Origin of the sequence: Leucobacter chromiiresistens, assembly GCF_900102345.1 — a bacterium.
Taxonomy (GTDB): Bacteria; Actinomycetota; Actinomycetes; order Actinomycetales; family Microbacteriaceae; genus Leucobacter; species Leucobacter chromiiresistens.
Genome location: NZ_FNKB01000001.1, coordinates 1,598,288 through 1,620,843 on the forward strand (window position 1 = coordinate 1,598,288; position 22,556 = coordinate 1,620,843).

Annotated in this window: 21 protein-coding genes; 17 read left to right on the top strand and 4 right to left on the bottom strand. The window is 72.6% G+C overall.

Annotated elements, in window-relative coordinates; all coding sequences use genetic code 11:
• Position 1 precedes the first annotated feature (1 nt).
• Together BLT44_RS07345 and BLT44_RS07350 are read right to left on the bottom strand one after the other, a co-directional pair.
• The gene (locus tag BLT44_RS07345) at positions 2–949 is read right to left on the bottom strand and encodes an ABC transporter permease (RefSeq protein WP_010154676.1); all 948 of its coding nucleotides are present in this window, start codon (positions 947–949) and stop codon (positions 2–4) included.
• Between the two features lie 145 nt (positions 950–1,094).
• Positions 1,095–2,615 (bottom strand): ABC transporter substrate-binding protein, encoded by a 1,521-nt coding sequence (locus BLT44_RS07350; protein ID WP_010154675.1) that lies wholly within the window; start codon positions 2,613–2,615, stop codon positions 1,095–1,097.
• A 248-nt stretch (positions 2,616–2,863) separates the two neighbouring features.
• Here BLT44_RS07350 and BLT44_RS07355 point away from each other — a divergent pair, with 248 nt between their 5' ends.
• The gene (locus BLT44_RS07355) at positions 2,864–3,622 is read left to right on the top strand and encodes a FadR/GntR family transcriptional regulator (RefSeq protein ID WP_010154674.1); all 759 of its coding nucleotides are present in this window, start codon (positions 2,864–2,866) and stop codon (positions 3,620–3,622) included.
• Positions 3,623–3,681: 59 nt separating this feature from the next.
• Here the strand turns inward: BLT44_RS07355 and BLT44_RS07360 are convergent, their stop codons facing one another.
• Positions 3,682–5,001, bottom strand: coding sequence for an MFS transporter (locus tag BLT44_RS07360; protein WP_083351986.1), 1,320 nt, complete (start codon positions 4,999–5,001; stop codon positions 3,682–3,684).
• A 204-nt stretch (positions 5,002–5,205) separates the two neighbouring features.
• Between BLT44_RS07360 and BLT44_RS07365 the strand changes: the two genes are divergently transcribed.
• From BLT44_RS07365 to BLT44_RS07390, 6 genes are all read left to right on the top strand, one after another.
• Entirely contained in the window at positions 5,206–5,709 is a 504-nt protein-coding gene (locus BLT44_RS07365) for an Lrp/AsnC family transcriptional regulator (RefSeq protein WP_010154672.1), read from the top strand.
• 9 nt (positions 5,710–5,718) lie between these two features.
• A complete protein-coding gene (locus BLT44_RS07370) occupies positions 5,719–7,287 on the top strand; it encodes a class I adenylate-forming enzyme family protein (protein WP_074690086.1) in 1,569 nt (522 codons plus the stop codon).
• Complete coding sequence (locus BLT44_RS07375; protein ID WP_074690088.1) at positions 7,284–8,720, top strand: beta-ketoacyl-[acyl-carrier-protein] synthase family protein; 1,437 nt, start codon at positions 7,284–7,286, stop codon at positions 8,718–8,720. The genes BLT44_RS07370 and BLT44_RS07375 overlap by 4 nt, the downstream gene beginning before the upstream one ends.
• Positions 8,717–9,892, top strand: coding sequence for an acyl-CoA dehydrogenase family protein (locus BLT44_RS07380; protein ID WP_010154669.1), 1,176 nt, complete (start codon positions 8,717–8,719; stop codon positions 9,890–9,892). Before BLT44_RS07375 ends, BLT44_RS07380 begins: the two co-directional genes overlap by 4 nt.
• Positions 9,893–9,999: 107 nt before the next feature.
• Positions 10,000–10,470 (top strand): MarR family winged helix-turn-helix transcriptional regulator, encoded by a 471-nt coding sequence (locus BLT44_RS07385; RefSeq protein ID WP_010154668.1) that lies wholly within the window; start codon positions 10,000–10,002, stop codon positions 10,468–10,470.
• 147 nt (positions 10,471–10,617) lie between these two features.
• Positions 10,618–11,949, top strand: a complete 1,332-nt coding sequence (locus BLT44_RS07390) for a M23 family metallopeptidase (RefSeq protein ID WP_010154666.1) — start codon at positions 10,618–10,620, stop codon at positions 11,947–11,949.
• A gap of 117 nt (positions 11,950–12,066) precedes the next feature.
• Here BLT44_RS07390 and ppa read toward each other — a convergent pair whose 3' ends face one another.
• Positions 12,067–12,561 carry an inorganic diphosphatase gene (gene ppa, locus BLT44_RS07395; RefSeq protein ID WP_010154664.1) on the bottom strand — a complete coding sequence of 165 codons (495 nt, stop codon included), beginning with the start codon at positions 12,559–12,561 and terminating at the stop codon, positions 12,067–12,069.
• A 99-nt stretch (positions 12,562–12,660) separates the two neighbouring features.
• Here ppa and tilS point away from each other — a divergent pair, with 99 nt between their 5' ends.
• The 10 genes from tilS to BLT44_RS07445 all read left to right on the top strand — a co-directional run bounded on the left by tilS (position 12,661) and on the right by BLT44_RS07445 (position 22,522).
• Entirely contained in the window at positions 12,661–13,794 is a 1,134-nt protein-coding gene (gene tilS / locus BLT44_RS07400) for a tRNA lysidine(34) synthetase TilS (protein ID WP_010154663.1), read from the top strand.
• A 4-nt stretch (positions 13,795–13,798) separates the two neighbouring features.
• On the top strand, positions 13,799–14,356 hold the full coding sequence (gene hpt / locus BLT44_RS07405; protein ID WP_010154661.1) for a hypoxanthine phosphoribosyltransferase: 558 nt from the start codon (positions 13,799–13,801) through the stop codon (positions 14,354–14,356).
• Between the two features lie 141 nt (positions 14,357–14,497).
• Positions 14,498–16,621, top strand: a complete 2,124-nt coding sequence (gene ftsH, locus BLT44_RS07410) for an ATP-dependent zinc metalloprotease FtsH (protein ID WP_010154660.1) — start codon at positions 14,498–14,500, stop codon at positions 16,619–16,621.
• A gap of 4 nt (positions 16,622–16,625) precedes the next feature.
• Entirely contained in the window at positions 16,626–17,213 is a 588-nt protein-coding gene (gene folE / locus BLT44_RS07415) for a GTP cyclohydrolase I (RefSeq protein ID WP_029608003.1), read from the top strand.
• Entirely contained in the window at positions 17,210–18,496 is a 1,287-nt protein-coding gene (gene folP, locus BLT44_RS07420; protein ID WP_244887470.1) for a dihydropteroate synthase, read from the top strand. Before folE ends, folP begins: the two co-directional genes overlap by 4 nt.
• Positions 18,493–19,032 carry a 2-amino-4-hydroxy-6-hydroxymethyldihydropteridine diphosphokinase gene (folK, locus tag BLT44_RS07425; RefSeq protein WP_029608000.1) on the top strand — a complete coding sequence of 180 codons (540 nt, stop codon included), beginning with the start codon at positions 18,493–18,495 and terminating at the stop codon, positions 19,030–19,032. Before folP ends, folK begins: the two co-directional genes overlap by 4 nt.
• The gene (locus tag BLT44_RS07430; protein WP_010154657.1) at positions 19,019–19,543 is read left to right on the top strand and encodes a DUF3180 domain-containing protein; all 525 of its coding nucleotides are present in this window, start codon (positions 19,019–19,021) and stop codon (positions 19,541–19,543) included. The genes folK and BLT44_RS07430 overlap by 14 nt, the downstream gene beginning before the upstream one ends.
• Positions 19,544–19,566: 23 nt before the next feature.
• A complete protein-coding gene (locus BLT44_RS07435; RefSeq protein WP_010154656.1) occupies positions 19,567–20,091 on the top strand; it encodes a PH domain-containing protein in 525 nt (174 codons plus the stop codon).
• A complete protein-coding gene (locus BLT44_RS07440) occupies positions 20,088–21,797 on the top strand; it encodes a PH domain-containing protein (protein WP_244887471.1) in 1,710 nt (569 codons plus the stop codon). Before BLT44_RS07435 ends, BLT44_RS07440 begins: the two co-directional genes overlap by 4 nt.
• The gene (locus BLT44_RS07445; protein ID WP_074690090.1) at positions 21,794–22,522 is read left to right on the top strand and encodes a Rossmann-like and DUF2520 domain-containing protein; all 729 of its coding nucleotides are present in this window, start codon (positions 21,794–21,796) and stop codon (positions 22,520–22,522) included. The genes BLT44_RS07440 and BLT44_RS07445 overlap by 4 nt, the downstream gene beginning before the upstream one ends.
• Positions 22,523–22,556 lie beyond the last annotated feature (34 nt).

Below are 22,556 nucleotides of genomic sequence, written 5' to 3' on the forward strand. Positions count from 1 at the left end.
GCTAGGCGCTCCTTCGCAGACGCGGATCGATGAGCGTGTAGAGCACATCGACGACGAGGTTGAGGATCAGGGTGATGGCGACGAGCACCATCACGACGGACTGCACGGTCAGCATGTCGCGATTGCCGACGGCGTCGAGCAGCATCGAGCCGAGCCCCGGGATCACGAACACGCGCTCGATGACCACGGCGCCGATGATGAGCGCGGCGATCTGCACGCCCGTCACCGTGATGACCGGGATGGCGGCGTTGCGCAGGCCGTGCTTGAGGAGCGCGCCGTTCTTGCTGAGGCCCTTGGCGCGGGCGGTGCGGAGGTAGTCCTCGCTCATCACCTCGAGCACGGCGGAGCGCACGTAGCGGGTGAGGATCGCGCCCTGCACGGAGGCGAGCGCGACGACGGGCAGGATCAGGCGGCGTATGAAGTCGCCGAAGTCGACCGCCGGGGCCGTCCACCCGTTCGCGGGGAGCCAGCCGAGGCCGACGGCGAAGACGATGACGAGCAGGATGCCCGCGAGGAAGCCGGGTACGGCGACGCCGATCTGCGAGCCGAGGCCGATGGCGACGCCCGAGAAGTTGCGGTGCTTGACGGCCGCCCAGGTGCCGAGCGGGATCGCGACGAGCAGGGCGACGACCATCGCGGTGAGCACCAGGATGAGGCTGACCTGCACGCGGTCGAGCACCATGGGGCTGATGTCGGTGCGCGTCACGTACGAGGTGCCGAAGTCGCCGGTGAGGAGCCCGCCGAACCATTCGAAGTACTGCACGATCAGGGGGCGGTCGGTGCCGAACTCGGCCCGGGTCTGCTCGAGCAGTTCGGGGGTGGCGTTGACGCCGAGCGCGATCTGGGCGGGGTCGCCCGGGATCAGGCGCATGAAGAGGAACACGACGACCGTGGCGACGACGTAGGTCACCGCGAATCTCGCGAGGTTGATCAGGATCCGTATGGCCATGCGGGGTTCCTCGGGTTCGGTGGCGGGTGGGGGTGCGGCGCCCGCGAGAGCGCAGTCGTGGTCTTCGGCGTTCGCCTCGGGTGACCCCGACTGCGCTCTCGCGCACTGGAGGGGAGGGGTCAGCGGTGCAGCACCGCCGATCCGCTCAGTTCCAGCTGAGGTTGGTGAGGTCGAGCGCCTCGATGATGGCGTTCTCGGGCATGCCCTGGAGATCCGCCTTCGCGACCGTGATGTTCGGGAAGAGGAAGAGCACGCCCGATGCGGCGTCGTCGACGATCTGCTCGGCGACCTGCTTCATGCCCGCGACGTAGCCCTCCTCATCGGCGGCGTCCGCCTCCTCGGCGATCGGAGCGATCTTCGAGTTGTCGTAGCCGATGTAGTAGTTCGGGTCGTTGAAGACCGTGAGGATGTCGCGGGCCTCCACGGCGAGCACGGTGGTCATCTGGTAGTCGTGCTTCGTGAAGACCTCGTCGAGCCACACCGCCGGGAACTCGGAGGACTCGATGGTGGCGTTGATGCCCACGTCCTTGAGCTGCGAGACCACGATCTCGGAGACGGCCTGCGCGTAGGGGCGGGTCGGCACGGTGAAGGTGATGTCGAGGTTCTCCTGGCCGGCCTCCTGCAGCAGCTCCTTCGCCTTCTCGGGGTCGTAGGGGTAGGCGTCGTTGAGATCCTCGTAGTACGGGTCGGTGGGCGCGGCGTAGGTCGCGACGAGCGAGCCGTAGCCGTTCCACGCGGTGTCGAGGATCGCCTGCTTGTCGAGGGCGTACAGCACCGCCTGGCGCACGCGCACGTCGTCGAAGGGCGCCGCCTTGTTGTTCAGCGAGAGCGACACCTCGCCGCTCGACGTGCCCGTCGTCACGACGAACTTGTCGTCGGATTCGAAGCTCGAGAGCAGCTCGGGGGCCTGCAGGTTCGCGATCGCGTCGACGTCGCCGGTCTGCAGGGCGTTGGTGGTGGCGGTCGCGTCGGCGAAGTAGCGCAGGGTGACCTGCTCGACGCCGGGCGCCTCGCCCCAGTAGTCGTCGCGCGTGTCGAAGACGAGGCTCTCGTTCGGCGTCCACGATTCGACGGCGTAGGGCCCGGTGCCGACCGGCGTGTTCGCGAGGTCGTCGACCCCGTCCTCGGAGAAGATCGCGCCGACGGGCGTGGCGAGGCTGAAGAGCCAGGCGTTGGAGGGCTTGGTCAGGGTGACGGCGACCTCGGTCGGCGAGACGACCTCGACGCTGTCGACGACGTCCATCTTCGCCTTGAGGCTCGACACCCAGTCGGTCTTCACGCGGTCGAAGCTGAACTTCACGTCGTCGGCGGTGAACTCGTCGCCGTTCGAGAACGTGACGCCCTCCTGCAGGGTGAAGGTGTAGGTCTTGCGGTCGTCGCTGACGGTCCATTCGCTTGCGAGCAGCGGCTGGATCTCGCCCGACTGGTCGAGCTCGACGAGGCCCTCGTACACGTTCGACATGAGTGCCTGCGGGATCGCGGATCCCGCCGTCGTCGTGAAGTCGAGGTTGGTGGGCGTGCCGGTGAGGGCGATGGTCGCCGTGGTGGGGGTCTCTCCGCCGTCGGACGAGCTGTTGCCGGCGCCCGCGGAGCAGCCTGCGAGGCCGAGGGTGGCCGCGGTCGCGAGTGCGGCCGTGGTGAGAATCGCATTCTTACGTCGCATCATTGCTTTCCTGTGACTGTGGCTTCGCGGGGCGAAGCCGGGATGGAGGGTGGGGTCGGGCGACGGTGCCCGGTCGCCGATCCGCATTGCACAGCGTATTCGCGAATCGGCGTGGGTGTTGAAGCAGTGTGGTGCAAATCCCGGAAGATTTCGAACCAGGATACATGGTAAGGCCACTGAGGTGGGCGCTATCATCGGAGCACGCGGCCGACGCGACTCGGATCCGCCCCGCCGATCAGGAAGAGACCCAGGTGTCCACGACCCACAGCTTCGAGCCCGCGGTTCCCGTGCACACCTACCAGCGCATCGTCGACCAGATCGAGCAGGCGATCGTCTCGGGCGACATCCCGGTGGGATCGCAGCTCGCCAGCGAGCGCGACCTCATGGTGCAGTTCGGCGTGAGCCGGCCCACCGTGCGCGAGGCGCTCCGCATTCTGCAGAGCATGGGGCTCATCGAGTCGCGCCCCGGCACGCGGGGCGGCCCGGTGGTGCTCGCGCCGTCGTCGAAGCCGCTCTCCCGTTCGCTGCGCGCCCTGGTCGGCACCGACGCCCTCGACGTCTCCGCGCTCGTCGAGTACCGCGTCGTGCTCGAGGGCACGACGAGCCGGCTCGCGGCCGTGCGGCACGACGACGAGCAACTGGCGCGCATGCGCGCGGCCATCGAGCAGATGGAGCGCGACGCCGAGGCCAACGCCGACTCGTTCGCCGCCGCCGACATCGAGTTCCACGAGGCGATCTGGGAGGCGAGCGGCAACGAGGTGCTGCGCCTCACCGGCGAGGCGGTGTCGGGGGTGCTGCGCGCCATCATCCGCCGCGACGTCGAGAACGAGCACCACGACAACCGGTTGAAGCTCGAATCGGCGGAGATCGACCGGAGTCTGTTCGTCGCGATCGAGCAGCGCGACGGCGCGCTCGCGAGCCGGATCGCGCGGCGCGCCGTCGCCGACCGCTTCGGGCTGCTCGTCGAGAGCGATCTCGACCGGCGGGCGCTCGCGGCGCTCGCCGAGTAGCGCCCGGGAGTCGGGGAGCGGGAAGGGCCGCCCGCTGCAACGCGCCGCCCTCCCGCGCCTCAGCGGGCGCGGCGGCCCGAGACGCAGGCGAGGGCCGCGCTGAGCGCCGCCGCGGCGAGGGCGAACACGATCACCGCGTGCGCGAGGCCGAACTGCTCGGCGAGCGCGCCCAGCGCGATGACGGGCACCGCGCTGCCGAGGTAGGTGACCGTGTAGACCGCGCTCACCGTGGAGGCGTGCCGCAGCGGGTGCACCGCGGCGGTGGCCGCCGTGAACGCCGCCTGGAAGGCGATGCCCTGACCCGCGCCGGCGACGGCGCTCGCGAGCACGAGGAACCACACGGCGCCGACGCCGCCCGCGGCGGCGATCCCGATGAGCGCGAGCGCGAGCGCGCTCAACCCGACCGGCATGCGCCAGCCGCCCGTGAGCGGCGCGAGCTGCACGAGCGCGGAGGCGGCGAGCGTGACGGCCGCGAGCGCGCCGATGGCGACGCGCGAGTCGGTGCCGGCGATGGTCGCGAAGTGGGAGGGGGCGAGCGAGAGGCAGAAGCCGAAGACCATGAAGCTCAGGAACCCGGTGGCGGCGGCGATGCGGAATGCGCGCGCGGCGGCGGGGTCGTTGCGCTCGTGCGCTCCCGGGCCGTCGGGTCGGGGATCGGGCGCATCGGCGAGCGCGATCCCGGCGATCGGCGGCGCGCACTCGCCGTGCGGCGCGACGGCGATGATCACCGGTACGAGGGCCGCGAGCACGGTCGCGACGGCGAGGTACGGCGTCTGGAGCGGCGCGCCGACCTGCGAGAGCAGCCCGCCCGCGAGGGGGCCGGCTGCGACACCGCCCGAGGTGGCGAGCAGCGTGAGCCGGCCGACGAGCGCGGGGCGGCCGGGCAGGAGCGCGCGCAGCGCCCCCGATCCGGTGCCCGTCGCGCACGCCACCGCGATGCCCTGCACGGCGCGGGCGACGCAGAACCAGCCGAGCGTCGGCGCGTAGGCGAGGGCCGCGGTGGCGAGCGCGGCGGCCGCGAGTGCTGCGATGAGCACGGTGCGGCGGTTGACCCGGTCGGCGATGCGCCGGAACAGGATCAGGCCCGCGATGAGCGAGAGCACGTAGCTCGAGAACGCGATCGAGATGCCGAGCGATCCGGTGCCCAGCTGGGTTTCAAGCAGCGGGAACAGCGGGGTGCTGAGGTTCGCGCTGACGAGCAGTGCGAAGAGCGCCAGCGAGGTGAGCGCGACGCGGGCTCGGGGACGGTGCAGCACCGCGGTCGACGCCTCGGGGGCGCGTGCCGCGGGCGCGGGGGCCGCGGCGGCCGGTGCGCCGTGGAGGGGCGGGGTGCTCGGGGTGGTGAGCGGGTTCGCGGTCGCTGGTGCCGTCGCGCGCATGGCGTGCTCCTTCTTCGGGCGCAGGGGTGGCGCGTCCGATGGTTCAGCCCGCGGGGTGGTGCGGGCGGTGATCCGAGTGCGGCGGGGGTGTCCGCCGGCACGTGAATGAGTTCATCGTATCGCGTCGATCTGCGCAAGCGGCGTTCGAGAAATTGAGCGATATGATCAATTGCGAATGCAGTGACCCAGCAGAAAGTGGACATAATGAGCGAACTTGATGCGACCGATCGACGTATCCTGCTGCTGCTTGATCAGGATGCGCGGGTGCCGACCGCGATGATCGCGGCCAAGCTCGGTCTCGCGCGCGGCACCGTGCAGTCGCGGCTCGACAAGCTGAAGGGTGCGGGCGCGCTGCGTCTGCACAGCTCGCGGGTCACCCCCGCGGCGCTCGGCCGGCCGGTGGGTGCGAGCGTGCAGGTCGAACTCGACCAGCACCAGATCGGCGCCGCGGTGGCGGCACTCGCCGACATCCCCGAGGTGCTGGAGTGCTTCGCGCCCGCCGGCAGCACCGATCTGCTGCTGCGCGTCGTCGCCCGCGACCCCGACGATCTGTACCGCGTGAGCGAGGAGATCCGACTCTGCCCGGGCATCACCCGCACGTCGACGAGCCTCTTCCTGCGCGAGGTGATCCCGTACCGCGTCACCGGGCTGCTCGCGCACGCTCAGGGCGAACGAGCGCTGAGGAACGGGCCGGGCGGTCGCGCGTAGACTGGCCGCATGCCCATCACGTCGGCGATCCTGCGCGTCGCGCAGCAGCATCCCGAGCGACTCGCGATCGCGGGGGAGGGGCGCGCACTGACCTACGCCGCACTCGTCGAGCAGTCGCGGCGCACGTTCGCCGTCGTCGATGAGCTGCACGCGCTGCACGCGCCGCTCGCGGCCCGCACCGGCGAGGCCCCCGGTGCAGCGCCCGAACCCGGCGCAGCACCCCGCCCCGCGCCCGAAACCGGCGGCATTCCGATCAGTGCTATCAGCGTCGACTCCGCGTTCGCGGCGGCGCGCTTCGTCGCGTCCCTCGCCGGCTTCCGGGCGGTCTCCGCGACGATCGATCCGCGGTGGCCGCTCGAGCATCGCGTGGGCGTGGTGCTGGCGACGGGGATCGGGCTGATCGTCTCCGATTCGGCGGATCTCGCGGCCGCGCTCGCCGAGCGCGACTGGGGCGGCACGATTCTGACCCTCGACGAGTTCGAGGATCGCGAGCGCCGCGCCCATCCCGCTCCGCCGCCCGCCGCGCGGCCCGGCGACGAGGCGTTCCTGCTCCTGTTCTCCTCGGGCACGACGAGCCGCCCGAAGGCGTTCCTGAAGACGCGCCACCAGTACCGGGAGAACGTGGCGGTGTCGAGCGCGCACCTCGAGCCGCTCCCCGGCGTCGTGACGCTCGCGCCGGGCCCCGTCTCGTACAGCCTGACGCTGTACGCCGTGATCGAGTGCCTCGCGACGGGAGGCAGCGTGCACGTGGCCGACGCGTTCGACCCGTTCGCCGTCGCGGGCCGCGTGCGCGACGCGGGAGTCACGCGGGTGGTCGCGGTGCCGGCGGTGGTGCAGGCGCTGACCGACGCCGCCCGCCGCGACCCGGAGGCCTTCGCGCGGCTCGAACTCGTGGTGACCGGCGGAGCGAACCTGCCGGCGGCGATCCGCGACGGCCTCGCGCACGTGCTGCCGCGGGTGCGCCTCATCAGCTACTACGGCGCCGCCGAGATAGGGTTCATCGGCGACAGCCGCGGCGGCGACGGCACGACGATCTCGGTGTACCCCGGCATCGAGGTGAGTGTGCGCGACGCAGCCGGCGCGCCGGTGCGAGGCGGCGCAGCGGGCACGCTCTGGGTGCGGGCGGCCGCGTGCTCCGACGGCTATCTCGCGGGCACGGCCGACGAGTTGCTGCGCGGCGAGGACGGCTGGGCGACGGTGCACGACCAGGCGCGCCTCGTCGACGGCGGGCTGGAGATGCTCGGCCGGGCCGGCGACATGGCGGTGACGGGCGGGCACAAGGTGTCGCTGCACGAGGTCGATCGGGCGTTCGCGGGCGCGCCCGGCATCGCGGCGGCGGTCGCCGTGGCGCTGCCGCACGACGCGCTCGGCAGCGTCGTCGCCCTCGTCGTGGAACCCGAGGCCGGAGCGGCGCCGGATCGCGAGGCGCTCGCCGCGCTCGCCGCCGAGCGCCTGGCGCCGCAGTTCGCGCCCCGCAGATGGTACGCGCTGCAGCCGCTGCCGCGCACGGTGGGCGGGAAGGTGCGCCGCGCGGAGGCCGCCGAGCGCGTGCTCGACGGATCGGCGGTGCGCCTGTGAGCGCGCCGCAGGGGCGCCGCGTCGTCATCACCGGCATGGGCGCCGTGACGCCGAGCGGCCTCGGCGTCGACGGGCTGTGGGACGCGGTGGTGCACGGGCGCAGCGCGATCCGGCGTCTCGAGGGGCCCGGCTTCGAAGCGCTGCCGGTGCGCATCGGCGGCCGCGTCGACGGGTTCTCGGCCGATGGGCTCGTGCCGCCCGGGCTCATGCGGCGCCTCAGCCCGGTGCAGCTGTGGGCGATCGCGGCTGCGGATGAGGCGCTGCGTCAGGCCGGCATCAGCGCCGGCGCGGCTGCGGGCGGCGCGGATGCGGCGGAGGGCGGCGCTGCTGCGGCTGAGGGCAGCGGCGACGCGCTCGCGGGCGGCTGGGCGTCTGCGTTCGCGGGCGATGCGGATCGCGCGGCGATCATCGCCGCCACCGGCTCCGGCCCGGTCGACGCCATGCAGGCCGCGACGCGCGCACTCGACGCCGGCGGCCCGCGGTCGGTTCCGCTGGCGCTCGCCGTGTACGGCGCCCCGGATGCGGCCGCGGCGATCCTCTCCCTGCGATACGGGGCCACGGGGCCCGCGCAGGGCGTGTCGGCGACGTGCGCGAGCGGTGCGATCGCGCTCGGCGAGGGCCTGCGCCGCATTCGACACGGCTACGCCGACGCGGTGCTCGTCGTCGGCATGGAGGATTGCCTCGGCCCGGTGAACCTCGCCTCGAACGCGAACCTGCGCGCGCTCGCCGCCGGATTCGAGGAGGCCCCGCAGCGGGCGAGCCGCCCGTTCGACCGCGCACGCACCGGGTTCGTCATGGCGCAGGGGGCGGCCGCGATCCTGCTCGAATCGGCGGATCGCGCATCGGCGCGCGGCGCGGCCCCGCTCGCCGAGCTCGCGGGCTTCGGCGCGTCGAGCGACGCCCACCACGCGACGGCGCCGCACCCCGAGGGCCTCGGCGCGGCCCGCGCGGTCGCGCAGTGCCTCGCCGACGCGGGCGCGACGCCCGAGCACGTCGACCACGTGAGCCTGCACGGCACCGGCACGCCCGCGGGCGACGCCGCCGAACTCGCGGCGCTCGACCGGGCGCTCGGCGCCCGCGCGCGATCGATTCCCCTCACCGCGACCAAGTCGAGCACGGGGCACCTGCTCGGCGCTGCGGGCGTCGTGGAGGCGATCATCTCGGTCGAGGCGCTCCGAGCCCAGCGCATTCCGCCCACGCTCAACCTCGCCGACCCCGAGTTCCCCGAGTTCGATCTCGTGACGGGCAGGGCGCGGGCGGCGGCGCTGCGCACCGTGCTGTCGACCTCGTTCGGCTTCGGCGGGCACAACGGAGCGATTCTGCTGCGCCGAGCGGGCGAGGCGCCGCCCGAGGGCGGAGCCTCGATGGAGACGACGCACACCCCGATGCGGGCGAGCAGCACCTCGCCGGAGACGATGGAGGAGACCCCGTGACCGATCGCGAGCGCGCGCATGCAGCTCTCGCCGAGCGCTACCTTCCCGACGACCTGATCGCGCGGTTCCGCGAGCGGGCCGCCGTCGTGGATCGCGAGAACCGCTTCTTCGACGAAGACCTGGCCGAGCTGCGCGAGCGCGGCTACCTGCAGCTCTTCGTGCCCGCCGAGTTCGGCGGACCCGGGCTGTCGCTGCACGAGGTGTCGCGTCTGCAGCAGCGCCTCGCGGGCGCCGCCCCCGGCACCGCGCTCGGCATCAACATGCACCTCATGTGCACCGGGGTGGTCGCCGCGATGCTCGCGCGCGGGGACCGCTCGCTCGCGTACGTCTTCGAGGAGGCGGCCGCGGGCGAGATCTTCGCATTCGGCATCAGCGAGCCCGCGAACGACTGGGTGCTGCAGGGGTCGAACACGACGGCCGAGCCGCAGCCCGACGGCGGGTACCGGTTGACCGGCACCAAGATCTTCACCTCGCTCTCACCGGTGTGGACGCGGCTCATCGCGCACGGGCTCGACGCGAGCGACCCGGGCGCCCCGCAGCTGGTCTTCGGGTTCATCGAGCGCACCTCGCCGGGCATCGCGGTGTCGGATCACTGGGACGTGCTCGGCATGCGGGCGTCGCAGAGCCGGGCGACCCGCCTCGACGGCGCCGTGATGCGCGCCGACCGGGTGGCGCGGCGCATCGCGCCCGGCCGCACGCCCGACCTGCTGACCTTCGCGATCACCGCCAACTTCCAGCTGCTCGTCGGGTCGGTCTACGCCGGCGTGGCGCGACGCGCACTCGAGGTCGCCGCGGAGGCGCTGCAGCAGCGGCGATCCGCGTCGCGAGACGCACGGCTCTCCGAGGTGCCCGAGTGGCGCACCCGTCTCGCCGACGCGCATCGCGAGTTCCTCGCGGTCCCGGCGCAGCTCGACGCGTACACGCGCGACTTCGACGACCTCGTGGATCACGGCTCGGGGTGGCCGATCCGGCTCGTCGCGTCGCGCATCGCGGCGGGCGAGGCGGCGCGGCGGGCTGCCGAGACGGCGCTCGCCTGCACCGGGGGCGCGGGCTTCGACAACGGGGGCGAGGCGGGCAGGCTCCTGCGCGATGCGACCGCGGGGCTCTTCCATCCGCCGAGCACGGACGCGTCGCGCCCGATGTTCGCCGCGGCGCTGCTCGACGAGCAGTAGCGGGAAGCAGACGACCGGCGACGCCCTTGTCGGCGGTCTCGGGCCACGATAGCCCGTGATTGCGGAGATGGGAAGAGGCGGGCATCGACGTCTGCGAAGATGATCGCATGACTTCGCACGACCCCTTGGCGCTCGAGCGCCAAGTCTGCTTCGCGCTCACCGTCGCCTCGCGCGGCATCGTGGCCGCGTACAAGCCGGTGCTCGATCCGATGGGCATCACCCACCCGCAGTACCTCGTGCTCCTCGCGCTCTGGGAGCACCGCTCGCTCGATCTGCGCACCCTCGCCGAGCTGCTGCACCAGGAGGCGTCGACGCTGTCGCCGCTGATCAAGCGCCTCGAGGCGCAGGGGCTCGCGCACCGCTCCCGCAGCATGACCGACGAGCGGCGTCTCGAGATCACCCTCACCGAGGCGGGGGAGGCGCTGCGATCGGAGGCCGAGCTGGTGCCGGCGCGGATGGCGGAGCGCCTCGGCATGCCGGCCTCCGAACTGCAGGAGCTGCACCGGTCGATGGTGCGTCTCATCGAGGCGAGCCGCGCCTCGCTCGGCGCGGATGGCGGCAGCGAGTCGCACGGCTGAGGGGCCGATTCGACCGCCCGGGGCTCCCGGCCGGGCGGTCGAGTCTGGGCGCGCACCGCACCGAGATGCTACCGTTGCCGGAGAACTGCGCATATTGCACGACTTGGGGGCAGAATGCAGAAACGGAAGGCGAGCACGACGAGGCGTGTGCTCGGAGCGTTTGCCGCGTGCGCGATCGGCGCCGGAATGCTGGTCGGCGCCCAGTTCAACGCGCCCCCGGCTCAGGCCCTAGATCTGCCGACGTGGGACGACGTGCAGCAGGCGAAGCAGAACCAGTCGACTGCGGCGAAGAAGGTCACGGAGATCGAGTCGCTGATCGCGGAGGGCGAGAAGGAGCTCGACCGTCTGCGCAACCTGCACGCGACGACGATCGACGAGCTGCACGAGGCGGAGGACGCGCTCGCGGCGGCGTCGGAGAAGGCCGCGAACCTCGAGACGCAGGCCGAGGCGAGCCGCAAGGAGGCCGACGAGGCCGCCGATCGGGCCGGCGCGATCGTCGCCCAGATGTACCGTTCGGGCGGGGTGGATCGCAGCGTCGAGATGTTCCTCGACTCCGACGGCAGCACCGCCGACGCCCTGCTCGACCGCATGGCCTCGATGTCGAAGGCGACCGAGCGCAACACGACGCTCTCGCAGGAGGCCGAGCAGGCGGCGAACACCGCCGACACCCTCGGCAAGCAGGCGGAGGCCGCCGCGCAGGAGCGCGAGGAGCTGCGCCAGGTGCAGGAGGAGAAGGAGGCGGCCGCGGCTGAGGCCGTCGCCGGTCAGGGCGACAAGGTGCGGAAGCAGGAGGAGCAGCAGAAGACGCTGCAGACCCAGCTCGCCGCGCTGAAGGACACCACGACGAAGACCGTCGAGGGGTACGAGGAGCGCCTGCGCATCGAGGAGGAGCAGCGGCGCGCCGAGGCCGAGCGTCTGCGCAAGGAGGCCGAAGCGGCGCGGAAGGCCGCCGAGGAGGAGGCCGCCCGTCGTGCCGCAGCAGGCGGCGGCGGAGGAGGCGGCGGTGCTCCGGCTCCCGGCGGTGGCGGCGGTGGCGGCGGCGGCGGAAGCGCACCGCCTCCGAGCGGCGGCGGTGGCGGCGGCTCGAACGGCTGGATCTACCCGACCGCGGGCTTCTACGTCTCCGAGGGCTTCCGGCCCCCGGGCCGACCCGATCACACGGGCATCGACCTCGCCACGGGCTGCGGCACGCCCATCTTCGCGGCGAAGGGGGGCACCGTCGCCATGGCGTACTGGGACGGCGGCGGCGGCGGCAACATGGTCTCCATCAACCATCCGGACGGCTGGCAGACCCGCTACGCCCACATGATCGGCTGGGCGACCGTCAGCGCGGGCCAGCAGGTGTCGGCGGGCCAGGTCGTCGGCTACGTCGGCAACACCGGCGCGAGCACGGGCTGCCACCTGCACTTCGAGATGCGCCCGAATCAGGACAACGGCTGGTACGACTTCGTGAACCCCGCCTGGTACATCGCCTTCTGATCGGGCGCGGGCCGGCCGGCGACGAGTGAGGGGCTCGGGATCTTCGCGATCCCGAGCCCCTCACTCGTTCTTCCGGAGACGGCGCCGAGCGACCGCGGGCCGCCGGCGCCGGCCGGGTCAGTGCCCTGCGGTCTTCAGGCGATCCTGCGCCTCGACGATCAGCTGCTCGGCGTCCGCCGCGGAGCCCCAGGCGTCGACCTTGACCCACTTGCCCGGCTCGAGGTCCTTGTAGTGCTCGAAGAAGTGCTCGATCTCCTTGCGGGTGTACTCCGGAATATCGGCGACGTCCTGGATGTGCGCCCAGCGCGGATCCTTGTGCTGCACCGCGATGACCTTGTCGTCGCCGCCTGCCTCGTCGCTCATCTTGAGCACCCCGACGGGGCGCACTTTGATGCCGACGCCCGGGAAGACGGGGTAGTCGAGCAGCACGAGCACGTCGAGCGGGTCGCCGTCCTCGCCGAGGGTCTGCTCGAAGAAGCCGTAGTCGGTGGGGTAGACGAAGCCCGTGTAGAGCACGCGGTCGAGGTACACCCGCCCCGTCTCGTGATCGACCTCGTACTTGTTGCGGCTCCCCTTGGGGATCTCGATAACAGCGTCGAATGCTGCGGCCATGCGCGCTCCTCCGTGCCTTCTGTCAGCGGCCGCGAGCGGCCGAGTGTGCATATGCGGGGTCCAGGCTACCCGACGGCGCCCTGCCGGTACCGTTGAGACATGTTGCAGACCGCGCTTCTCGCCACCCGTCAGGCCGTCAGGGATGCGCTGCGGGAAGAGTTCGGCAGAGGCTCGGGCGAGCGGGGCCCGGGCGAGCGGGGCCCGGTGGTCGTGGCGCTGTCGGGCGGCGCGGACTCCCTCGCGCTGGCGGCGGCCGTGGCGCACGTCGGGGAGCGCGACGGGTTCGCCGCGGGCGCCGTCGTCGTCGATCACGGTCTGCAGGCCGGGTCGGATCGGGTGGCCGAGCGTGCCGCGTCGCAGGCGCGCGGGCTCGGGCTCGAGCCGGTGCTGGTGCGCCGCGTCTCGGTGCGGGAGTCGTCGGAGGTCGGCGGGCCGGAGGCGGCGGCGCGCGACGCGCGCTACCGGGCGCTCGCGGGTGCGGCGCGGGAGATCGGCGCCGTCGCGATCCTGACCGCACACACCCGCGACGATCATGCCGAGCAGGTGCTGCTCGGCATCGCCCGGGGCTCGGGGGCGCGCAGCCTCTCGGGGGTGCCACCGCGCCGGGAGCTGGGGGACGGTCTCGTCGTGCTGCGCCCGTTCGTGCGCGCCGATCCGTCGATCACCCGCGCCGTCACGGAGGAGGCGTGCCGGGAGGCGGGTCTCGACGCCTGGCGGGATCCGCAGAACGCCGAGCCCGCCTTCGCCCGTGCGCGGGTGCGCGCGAGCGTGCTGCCGCTGCTCGAGCGCGAACTCGGACCGGGCGTCTCCGCGGCGCTGGCCCGCACCGCCGATCTCGCCCGCGAGGACGCGGAGGCGTTCGACGCGATGGTCGCCGAGCAGATCGAGGAGATCGTGGAGCACGCCGAAGCGGGGATCGCGGTCTCGGTCGCCGCGCTGGCGGCGAACCCGGCCGCGCTGCGCCACCGCATCATCCGCCGGGTGGCGGAGGCGGAGTTCGGCCGCGAGCTCAGCCGTGAGCACACGCTCGCGATCGCCGCACTGGTGACCCACTGGCGCGGCCAGGGTCCGCTCGAGGTGCCCGGCATCACGGTGTCGCGGGCGGGCGGTCGCATCGAGTTCGCGCGGCGCACCGGTTCACCGCGGAGGCGACGGGGAGGCTCGGACGGCGAGCGACGGGAGGGCACCGGGGCCCGCAGTGTCGCCGGCACCCCCGCGGCGATGGAAGAATAGACCCATGGATGCGAAACATCTGGGCGATGAGCTCTCCGTCGTACTGCACACCGAAGCCGAGCTGCACCAGCGGCTCGCCGAACTGGCCCGGGAGATCGAGGCCGACTACGCCGAGGAGCCCCCGCTGCTCGTCGGCGTGCTGAAGGGCGCGGTCATGGTGATGGCCGACCTCGCGCGCGAGCTGCGCTTCCACGCGCAGATGGACTGGATGGCGGTCTCGTCGTACGGCGCCAGCACGAAGTCGAGCGGCGTCGTCAAGATTCTGAAGGATCTCGACGCCGACATCACGGGGCGCGACGTGCTCATCGTCGAAGACATCATCGACTCTGGTCTGACGCTGTCGTGGCTCAAGGAGAACCTCGAGAGCCGCGGCGCGAAGTCGGTGCGGATCTGCACGATGCTCCGCAAGCCGGAGGCGCTGAAGGTGGAGGTCGACGTCGCGTACGTGGGCTTCGACATCCCGGTCGAGTTCGTGGTCGGCTACGGGCTCGACTACGCCGAGAACTACCGCAACCTGCGCGACGTCGCGGTGCTCGCGCCGCACGTGTACGGCGGCGAGTAAGCGCACCGAACTCCTCGCGCGCCCGGAGCGTCGAGTGCGCCGTGAGCGGACAAATCCCCGCGGCTCAGACCGATGTCAGTGGCATTGGCTACGCTTACCGATGCTGGATCTCCCGGCACGCACCTTCTGAAAGGTCCAGACTTGGCAGAGAATTCGACGAAGAGCACATCGAAGAGCCGTCGGCTCCTGCGCGGGCCCCTGCTCTACCTGATCCTCGCCCCGATCATCGTGCTGCTCGGCTGGTCGCTGCTCTCGGGCGGGAGCACGCGCGAGGTGTCGACGGAGCGCGGCCTCGAGATGCTCGCGGACGGGAAGGCGCTGCACGCGGAGATCATCGACGGCGACCAGCGGGTCAACCTGAAGCTCGAGCAGGCCGACAAGAAGACCGGCTCGCAAGAGGTGTACTTCTACTACGTGCTGCCGCGCGGCGTCGACGTGGTCGAGGCCGTGAACTCGGCCGATCTGAAGGACGGCTACACCGATCAGGTGCCGCAGCCCAGCCCGATCTGGTCGCTGCTGAGCTTCCTCCTCCCGCTCCTCATCATCGGCCTGCTCATCTGGTGGATGCTCTCGTCGATGCAGGGCGGAGGCCGGGGCGTCATGCAGTTCGGCAAGTCGAAGGCGAAGCTCGTCTCGAAGGAGACGCCGCAGGTCACGTTCGCCGATGTCGCGGGCGCCGACGAGGCCGTCGAGGAGCTGCACGAGATCAAGGACTTCCTGCAAGACGCGACCCGATTCCAGGCGGTCGGCGCGCGCATCCCGAAGGGCGTGCTGCTGTACGGCCCTCCCGGCACGGGCAAGACGCTGCTCGCGCGCGCGGTCGCCGGTGAGGCGGGCGTGCCGTTCTACTCGATCTCGGGCTCCGACTTCGTCGAGATGTTCGTCGGCGTCGGTGCGAGTCGCGTGCGCGACCTCTTCAAGGAGGCGAAGGCGAACGCCCCGGCGATCATCTTCGTCGATGAGATCGACGCCGTCGGCCAGCGACGCGGTCAGGGCATGGGCGGCGGTCACGACGAGCGCGAGCAGACGCTCAACCAGCTGCTCGTCGAGATGGACGGCTTCGATCCGAAGACCAACGTCATCATGATCGCGGCGACGAACCGCCCCGACATGCTCGACCCCGCGCTGCTGCGGCCGGGCCGCTTCGACCGCCAGGTCGGCGTCGACGCCCCCGACATGCCCGGCCGGTTGAAGATCCTCCAGGTGCACGCGAAGGGCAAGCCGCTCTCGAAGAACGTCGACCTCGAGGTCGTCGCCCGCAAGACCCCCGGGTTCTCGGGCGCCGACCTGGCGAACGTGCTCAACGAGGCGGCGCTGCTCACCGCCCGCTCGAACGCGCAGCTGATCGACAACCGCGCCCTCGACGAGGCGATCGACCGGTCGATCGCCGGTCCGCAGCGGCGCACGCGCCTGATGCGCGACCACGAGAAGCTCATCACGGCCTACCACGAGGGCGGGCACGCGCTCGTCGCGGCCGGCCTGAACCACACCGACCCGGTGACCAAGATCACGATCCTGCCCCGCGGCCGAGCGCTCGGCTACACGATGGTGATCCCGCTGGAGGACAAGTACTCGGTGACCCGCAACGAGCTGCAGGATCAGCTCGCGTACGCCCTCGGCGGCCGGGTGGCGGAGGAGCTCGTGTTCCACGACCCCACCACGGGAGCGGGCAACGACATCGAGAAGGCGACGAGCACGGCCCGCAAGATGGTGACCGAGTACGGCATGTCGGCGACCGTCGGCCCGGTGAAGCTGGGGCAGGCGCAGCCCGGCGCATTCATGGGGGAGTTCGGGCAGAGTCGCGACTACTCGGAGGGCGTCGCCGTGACCATCGACTCCGAGGTGCGCGATCTGCTCGAGCAGGCGCACAACGAGGCGTACGAGGTGCTGGTGCGCAACCGCGACATCCTCGACGCCCTCGCGCGCGAGCTGCTCGAGAAGGAGACGCTCGACCACATCCAGATCGCCGAGATCTTCGCGAATGTGCAGAAGCTCGCTCCGCGGCCGACCTGGCTGTCGCACAGCGACCGGCCGGTGTCGAGCCGCCCCCCGATCGAGGTGCCCGCAGCGGTGCGCACCGACGATCGCGCGGTCGGCGACCCCGAGCCCGGAGCCGGTCTCGATCCCGAGTCGCCCAACGACGGCCCCGTGATCGCTGCCGACCCCGTGCCGGGCCCCGTCCCGCCCCAGGTGACCGACGAGCCGGGTCTGCCCCCGCGCAACCTCGGCGCGCCCGGCGGCGATGATCGCGACAGCACCCCGTAACACGATGGGTGACACGGTGGATCGGGAGCGGATCGCTTCGGCGGTGCGCGAGCTCATCAGCGCGATCGGGGAGAACCCCGACAGCCCCGAGCTCGCGAGCACGCCGTTCCGCGTCGCCGATTCGTATGCGGAGTTCTTCGCGGGTGTGGGGCGCGACCCCGCCGTGCTGCTCTCCGACTCGGTGCCCGTCGGCGACGACACCGGCGAGCTCGTCGTCGTGCGCGACATCTCCCTGAGATCGATGTGCGAGCACCACCTGCTCCCGTTCCGGGGGCGCGCCCACATCGCGTACCGGCCGAACGAGCGGGTCGTCGGGCTGAGCGCGATCCCGCGCGTCGTCGACGTGCTCGCCGCCCGGCCGCAGATGCAGGAGCGCCTCGGCGAGCAGATCGCGCAGACGCTCGACGACGGGCTGAGGCCGCACGGCGTGCTCGTCGTGCTGGAGGCGAGCCACGGGTGCGTCGCCGACCGAGGCGTGCGCCAGAGCGACTCCACCATCATCACCGTCGCCTCGCGCGGGTCGCTCGAGGGCGCCGCGGAGCAGGCGGCGGTGTTCGCGCTGATCGGCCGGCCCGAAGGCGGGGCGGCGTGAGCCGCAGCGACGCCCGCCCGGTGGTGATGGGCGTGCTCAACGTCACCCCCGACTCGTTCAGCGACGGCGGCGCGTACGCCGAGCACGACGCGGCGATCGCCCACGGCGTCGAGCTCGCGCGCCTCGGCGCCGACCTCGTCGACGTGGGCGGAGAATCGACCCGACCGGGAGCCGCGCCGGTGCGCAGCTCCGACGAGCAGGAGCGCGTGATCCCCGTGATCCGGGCCCTCGCGAGCCGCAGCATCGGCGTCTCCGTCGACACGCTGCACGCCGACACCGCGCGTGCCGCGGTTGCGGCGGGGGCGCGCTGGATCAACGACGTCTCGGGCGGGCTGCACGACCCCGAGATGCTCGCCGCCGCCGCCGACGCGAGCCGTCGCGGTGCCGCCGGGCTCATCATCGGGCACTGGCGCGGCGTGCCCGACCCGGCGCACCTGCGCTCCGACTACGCCGACGTCGTGAGCGACGTGACTCGCGCGCTCGCGGAGCGGGCGAGCGCCGCCGTCGCCGCGGGCGTCGACCCGGGGCGCATCGTGCTCGATCCCGGGCTGGGATTCGACAAGACCGGCGCGCAGGGCTGGCAGCTGCTCGCCGGGCTCGACGAGGTGCGCGCGCTCGGCTTCCCCGTGCTCATCGGGGCATCTCGGAAGCGCATGCTGGGAGAGGCCATCGACGGGCTGGCCGCGCCGCGGAGCGCAGCAGCGAGCGCGGCGGCCCAGCCCGTCGCCGCCGCACCCGCCCACGACCGCGACCTCGCGACCGCGGTGGTCAGTGCGCTGGCCGCCGAGGCCGGGTCCTGGGGCGTGCGCGTGCACGACGTGCACGGCACGCGGCAGGCGCTCGCCGTGCAGTCGGCCTGGAGCGACGCGCGGCGGCTCGTGCGCGCACGGCGGCCGCGGGCCGCCTCGCCCGACCGCATCGCGCTCACCGGCCTCGAGGTGTTCGCCCATCACGGCGTGTTCGACTTCGAGCGCGAGCAGGGGCAGCGCTTCGTCATCGACGCGGTCGTCGAGGTGGATCTCGCAGGCGCCGCGGCGGAGGACGCGCTCGCCCGCACCGTGCACTACGGGGAGCTGGCGGATGCGATCGTCGACGCGGTCGCGGGCGATCCCGTCGATCTCATCGAAACCGTCGCCGAGCGCGTCGCCCGCGTCGCCCTCGGCTTCGCCGGTGTGCGCTCCGCGCGCATCACCGTCCACAAGCCCGACGCGCCCATCGCGCAGACGTTCTCCGACGTCTCCGTGACCGTCGAGCGTCGCGCCGACGAAGGAGCGCACGCATGATCGCCCAGATCATGCCCGTGCTCCTCGCCTTCGGCGCGAACCTCGGCGACCGCGGCGAGACGATCCGCGCCGCCCAGCGGGCGCTCGCCGAGACCCCGGGCATCGAGGGGTTCGAGGCCTCCCCGCTGCGCGAGACGATCGCGCTGACGGAGGCGGGGCCCGACCCCGACGCGCCCCGCTACATCAACGGCGTCGCGCGGGCGCGCACCACCCTGACTCCGCACGCCCTGCTCGACGCGATGCAGGCCGTCGAGACGCGCTACGGCCGCGTGCGCGAGACCCGCTGGGGAGACCGAACGCTCGACATCGATCTCGTGCTCTTCGGCGGGCGCGTCATCGACGACGAACGCCTGCACGTGCCGCACCCCCGCGCCCACGAGCGCGACTTCGTGCTCGCCCCCTGGCTCGACCTCGATCCCGAGGCGGTGCTGATGGGGCACGGGCGGGTGGCCGATCTGCTCGCCCGCATCGGCGACACCACGGTCCCGGCGCACGCCGCGCCTCGCGAACCCGGAGCGGTCGATGCGCAGGATTGAGCGCACCAACCCCCTCGCCGTCCTCGCGACGGCCGCGATGGGAGCCGCCGTCGGGCTCGTCGTGCAGTTCGCGCTGTCGAGCGGCGGGCACGCTCCGCTCGTTCCGCCGCCCCCGCTCGCAGCATCACTCGTTCTGGTCGCCGCCGTGCTGATCGTCTTCGGCCTGCGACTGCGGCGCCAGATCCGCAATCAGCCCGGTGCGATCGACCCGTTCCAGGCCGTCCGCCTGCTGGTGACGGCGCGCGCGGCGCAGCTCGTCGGCGCGCTGTTCGGCGGGTTCGCGGCGGGCCTGCTGCTGTCGCTCTCCGGGCGGAGCGTACCCGCGGGCGGCGCGACGTGGGGGCCGATGGTGGTGGTCCTCGTGTCGGGCGCGGTGCTGCTCGGCTGCGGCGCGCTCGTCGAGCAGTGGTGCCGCGTGCCGCCCGGCGACGGCTCCGATGAGGCCGGCGGGGAGGGCGGCGAGGACCCGGAGCGCGGGCCGGCCGATCCCGTCGCCACCCGAGACCGCTGACCGCTTGGCCCTACACTGGGCACATGACTACGGGTGAGGTCGACGACGCACAGTCCGCAGCCGAGTGGCAGACGGAGCAGGTGGACTGGAAGCGGGTATCCCCGTCATACGCCTGGGCGGATCTCGTCGGCAACCTGCTGTTCGTCGTCGCGCTCGCGGCGGTGTTCGCCGTGATCTTCGTCTCGACCGACGGCTCGGCGCCGCTCGTCGTCACCGTCGGGCTTCCGGTCATCACGGTGCTCTTCCTGATCAACGCCATCTTCGCCTTCCGCCGCGTGCGCGCCATCGGGTACGTGCTGCGGAAGGACGACCTGCTCTTCCGACGCGGCATCATGTTCGAGCGCATCATCGCGGTGCCCTACGGCCGACTGCAGCTCGTCGACGTGACCCGCGGTCCGCTGCTGCGCGCGCTCGGCCTCGCCACCCTCAAGTTCGTCACCGCCTCCGCCGCGACCGGCGTCAACCTGCCCGGCCTGCGCTCCGAGGACGCCGAGCAGCTGCGCGACCGGCTCGTGCAGCTCGCCGAAGCGCGGAGGTCGGGCCTGTGACCGTCGACCCCGAGGTCGACGCCCAGCTGCCGGGGGATTCCGACGCGGACGGCTGGCGTCGCATGCATCCGCTGTCCCCGCTGCTGCGCGGCGGGCTGGCGCTGATCGTGATCGCCGGCATCATCGTCGCGAACTTCCGCGACCACTTCGTGCAGTTCTTCTTCGCGAACAACCTCGAGAACGGCGACTCGTCCGTCGACGTCTCCGGAGACCGCGACCTCGTCGACGTCTACGAGTTCCTCGTCGCCGAGGGCCTGCTCCTCGCCGTGCTGGGCGGCATCCTGCTCGTGCTGCTGCTGATCGTGCTCTTCTCCTGGCTGGCGTGGAGGTTCGCGACCTACCGCATCACCGACACCGCGGTCGAGGTGCGGGGCGGCGTCGTGTTCCGGTCGCACCGGCGCGCCCCGCTCGAACGCATCCAGAGCGTGAACCTGCAGCGGTCACTGCTGGCGCGCGCGCTCGGCCTCACCAAGATCGAGGTCGTCACGGCCGGGCAGGGCGGCAAGGTCGAGCTCTCCTTCCTCGGCCATCGAGACGCGAAGACGGTGCGCGAGCAGATCCTCCAGGTCTCCGGCTCCCGACGACGCGGCGGCGAGCCCCGCAGCGTCGCAGGCGTCGCCGGTGCGGCCCCGGTGGGGCTCGACGGGTCGGTCTACACCACGGCGAGCGACGGCCTCACCGCTCGGGCCCAGGACTTCGTCGACTCCGACGTCGACCCGCGGGCGCTCGAAGCGCAGACGCTCGTCAGGGTGCCGGTCGGTCGACTGGCGGCGAGCATCGCGCTGAGTTGGGAGTCGGTCGTCCTCGTCGTCATGATCATCGGCATCGTCATCGGCGGCGCCGTGCTCGAGGCATTCCTGATCTTCGGCGTCGTGCCGCTGCTGATCGTGATGGCCGGCGTCATGTTCGGGCAGTTCAACAAGGGGTTCAACTTCACCCTCTCGCGCACGGACGACGCGGTGCGCACCGGATCGGGGCTCACGTCGACCATCACGGAGTCGATCCCGTTCGGGCGCATCCACGCCGTGGAGGCGCGCCAGCCCCTGCTGTGGCGACCGCTCGGGTGGTGGAAGGTGCGCATCACGACCGCCGGGCACTCGGTGGCGCAGGGCGGTCAGAACGCCACGCAGAACGTCGTGCTGCCCGTCGGGCGGGAGCACGACGTGCTCCGCGTCATCGAGACGCTGCTGCCCGGAACGGGCGACGAGGCCGACGAGATCGAGACGCTGCGCGACGGGCTCATCGGGCCCGCGGAGGGGTACGTGCGCGGCGGCCGGCGCTCGGGCGCGGTGCTGCTCTGGGGTCGCCGACGCGCGGGCCTGGCGCTCGCCGACACGGGCGGCGACGACGCCACCCTGCGCATCCGGCGCGGCGTGCTGACGCGGTCGCTGTCGATCATGCCGATCGTGCGGGCGCAGTCGATCCAGCTGCGACGCCCGCTCGTGCACCGCATGCTCGGGCTCGCGTCGATCTCCGCGCACACGGTGCTCGGGCCCGTGCGCATGGAGATGCGCGGGCTGGAGCTCGGCACCGCACGCGAGGTCTTCGACGCGCTGGCGGCCCAGGTGCTGCGGGTGCAGGGAGCGGAGGCGCAGCGCATTCTCGACGCGCGCACCGCGGCGCCCGGCGCGCAGCCGACGGCGGGCGCGGCCGGCGCGGCGGGCGCGGATCCGTCAGCGTCCGACGACCGGGTGCCCGGCGCGTGAACGCGGGCGGAGGCGCGGGCGCGGCCGGCGGTGCCGCGGCTTCCCGGCTCGGCATCGGCGTCGTCGGCTCGGGCCGCGTCGGCCCCGTGCTCGCCCGCGCACTCGCGGGCGCCGGGCACGCGATCGTCGGCATCACCGCGCTGAGCGACGAGAGCCGGGAGCGCGCCGCAGCGATGCTCCCCGGCGTGCCGGTGCTCGACGTCGCAGAGGTGGTGCGGCGGTCCGAGCTCGTGCTGTTCGCGGTGCCCGGCGGCGAACTGCCCGACCTGGTCGGGGGCCTCGCCGCGACCGGCGCGTGGCAGCCCGGGCAGCTGGCGATCCACACCTCGCCCGAGCACGGATACGGGGTATTCGCGCCGGCGCTCGCGGTCGGCGTCATCCCGCTCGCGCTCCACCCGGCGATGGTCTTCACGGGAACGAGCCTCGACCTCACCCGGCTCGCCGAGGCGACCGTGGCCGTCACCGCCCCCGCACCCGTGCTGCCCATCGGCCAGGCGCTCGCCGTGGAGATGGGCGCCGAACCCGTGATCGTCGCCGAGCAGGATCGTGCGGCATACGCCGAAGCGGTCGCCGCAGCCGGCGAGTTCTCCCGAGCGATCGTGCGGCAGGGCATCGACGCCGTGCGGGCCCTCGGCATCGACCGCCCCGAACGCGTCGTGGGCGGGATCGTGCGCGCCGCCGTCGAGGAGGAGCTGATCGCGGGGGAGCCCGATCCCGACCTCTGAGCCGGGCCGCGCCCGCCGCCCGCTCGCCGCCGCA

Excerpts from the sequence above, each read along its gene's own strand:
- BLT44_RS07345 (WP_010154676.1), bottom strand. The coding sequence starts at position 949 with ATGGCCATACGGATCCTGATCAACCTCGCGAGATTCGCGGTGACCTAC.
- BLT44_RS07350 (WP_010154675.1), bottom strand. The coding sequence starts at position 2,615 with ATGATGCGACGTAAGAATGCGATTCTCACCACGGCCGCACTCGCGACC.
- BLT44_RS07360 (WP_083351986.1), bottom strand. The coding sequence starts at position 5,001 with ATGCGCGCGACGGCACCAGCGACCGCGAACCCGCTCACCACCCCGAGC.
- BLT44_RS07365 (WP_010154672.1), top strand. The coding sequence starts at position 5,206 with ATGAGCGAACTTGATGCGACCGATCGACGTATCCTGCTGCTGCTTGAT.
- BLT44_RS07370 (WP_074690086.1), top strand. The coding sequence starts at position 5,719 with ATGCCCATCACGTCGGCGATCCTGCGCGTCGCGCAGCAGCATCCCGAG.
- BLT44_RS07385 (WP_010154668.1), top strand. The coding sequence starts at position 10,000 with ATGACTTCGCACGACCCCTTGGCGCTCGAGCGCCAAGTCTGCTTCGCG.
- ppa (WP_010154664.1), bottom strand. The coding sequence starts at position 12,561 with ATGGCCGCAGCATTCGACGCTGTTATCGAGATCCCCAAGGGGAGCCGC.
- tilS (WP_010154663.1), top strand. The coding sequence starts at position 12,661 with ATGTTGCAGACCGCGCTTCTCGCCACCCGTCAGGCCGTCAGGGATGCG.
- hpt (WP_010154661.1), top strand. The coding sequence starts at position 13,799 with ATGGATGCGAAACATCTGGGCGATGAGCTCTCCGTCGTACTGCACACC.
- folE (WP_029608003.1), top strand. The coding sequence starts at position 16,626 with ATGGGTGACACGGTGGATCGGGAGCGGATCGCTTCGGCGGTGCGCGAG.
- folK (WP_029608000.1), top strand. The coding sequence starts at position 18,493 with ATGATCGCCCAGATCATGCCCGTGCTCCTCGCCTTCGGCGCGAACCTC.
- BLT44_RS07430 (WP_010154657.1), top strand. The coding sequence starts at position 19,019 with ATGCGCAGGATTGAGCGCACCAACCCCCTCGCCGTCCTCGCGACGGCC.
- BLT44_RS07435 (WP_010154656.1), top strand. The coding sequence starts at position 19,567 with ATGACTACGGGTGAGGTCGACGACGCACAGTCCGCAGCCGAGTGGCAG.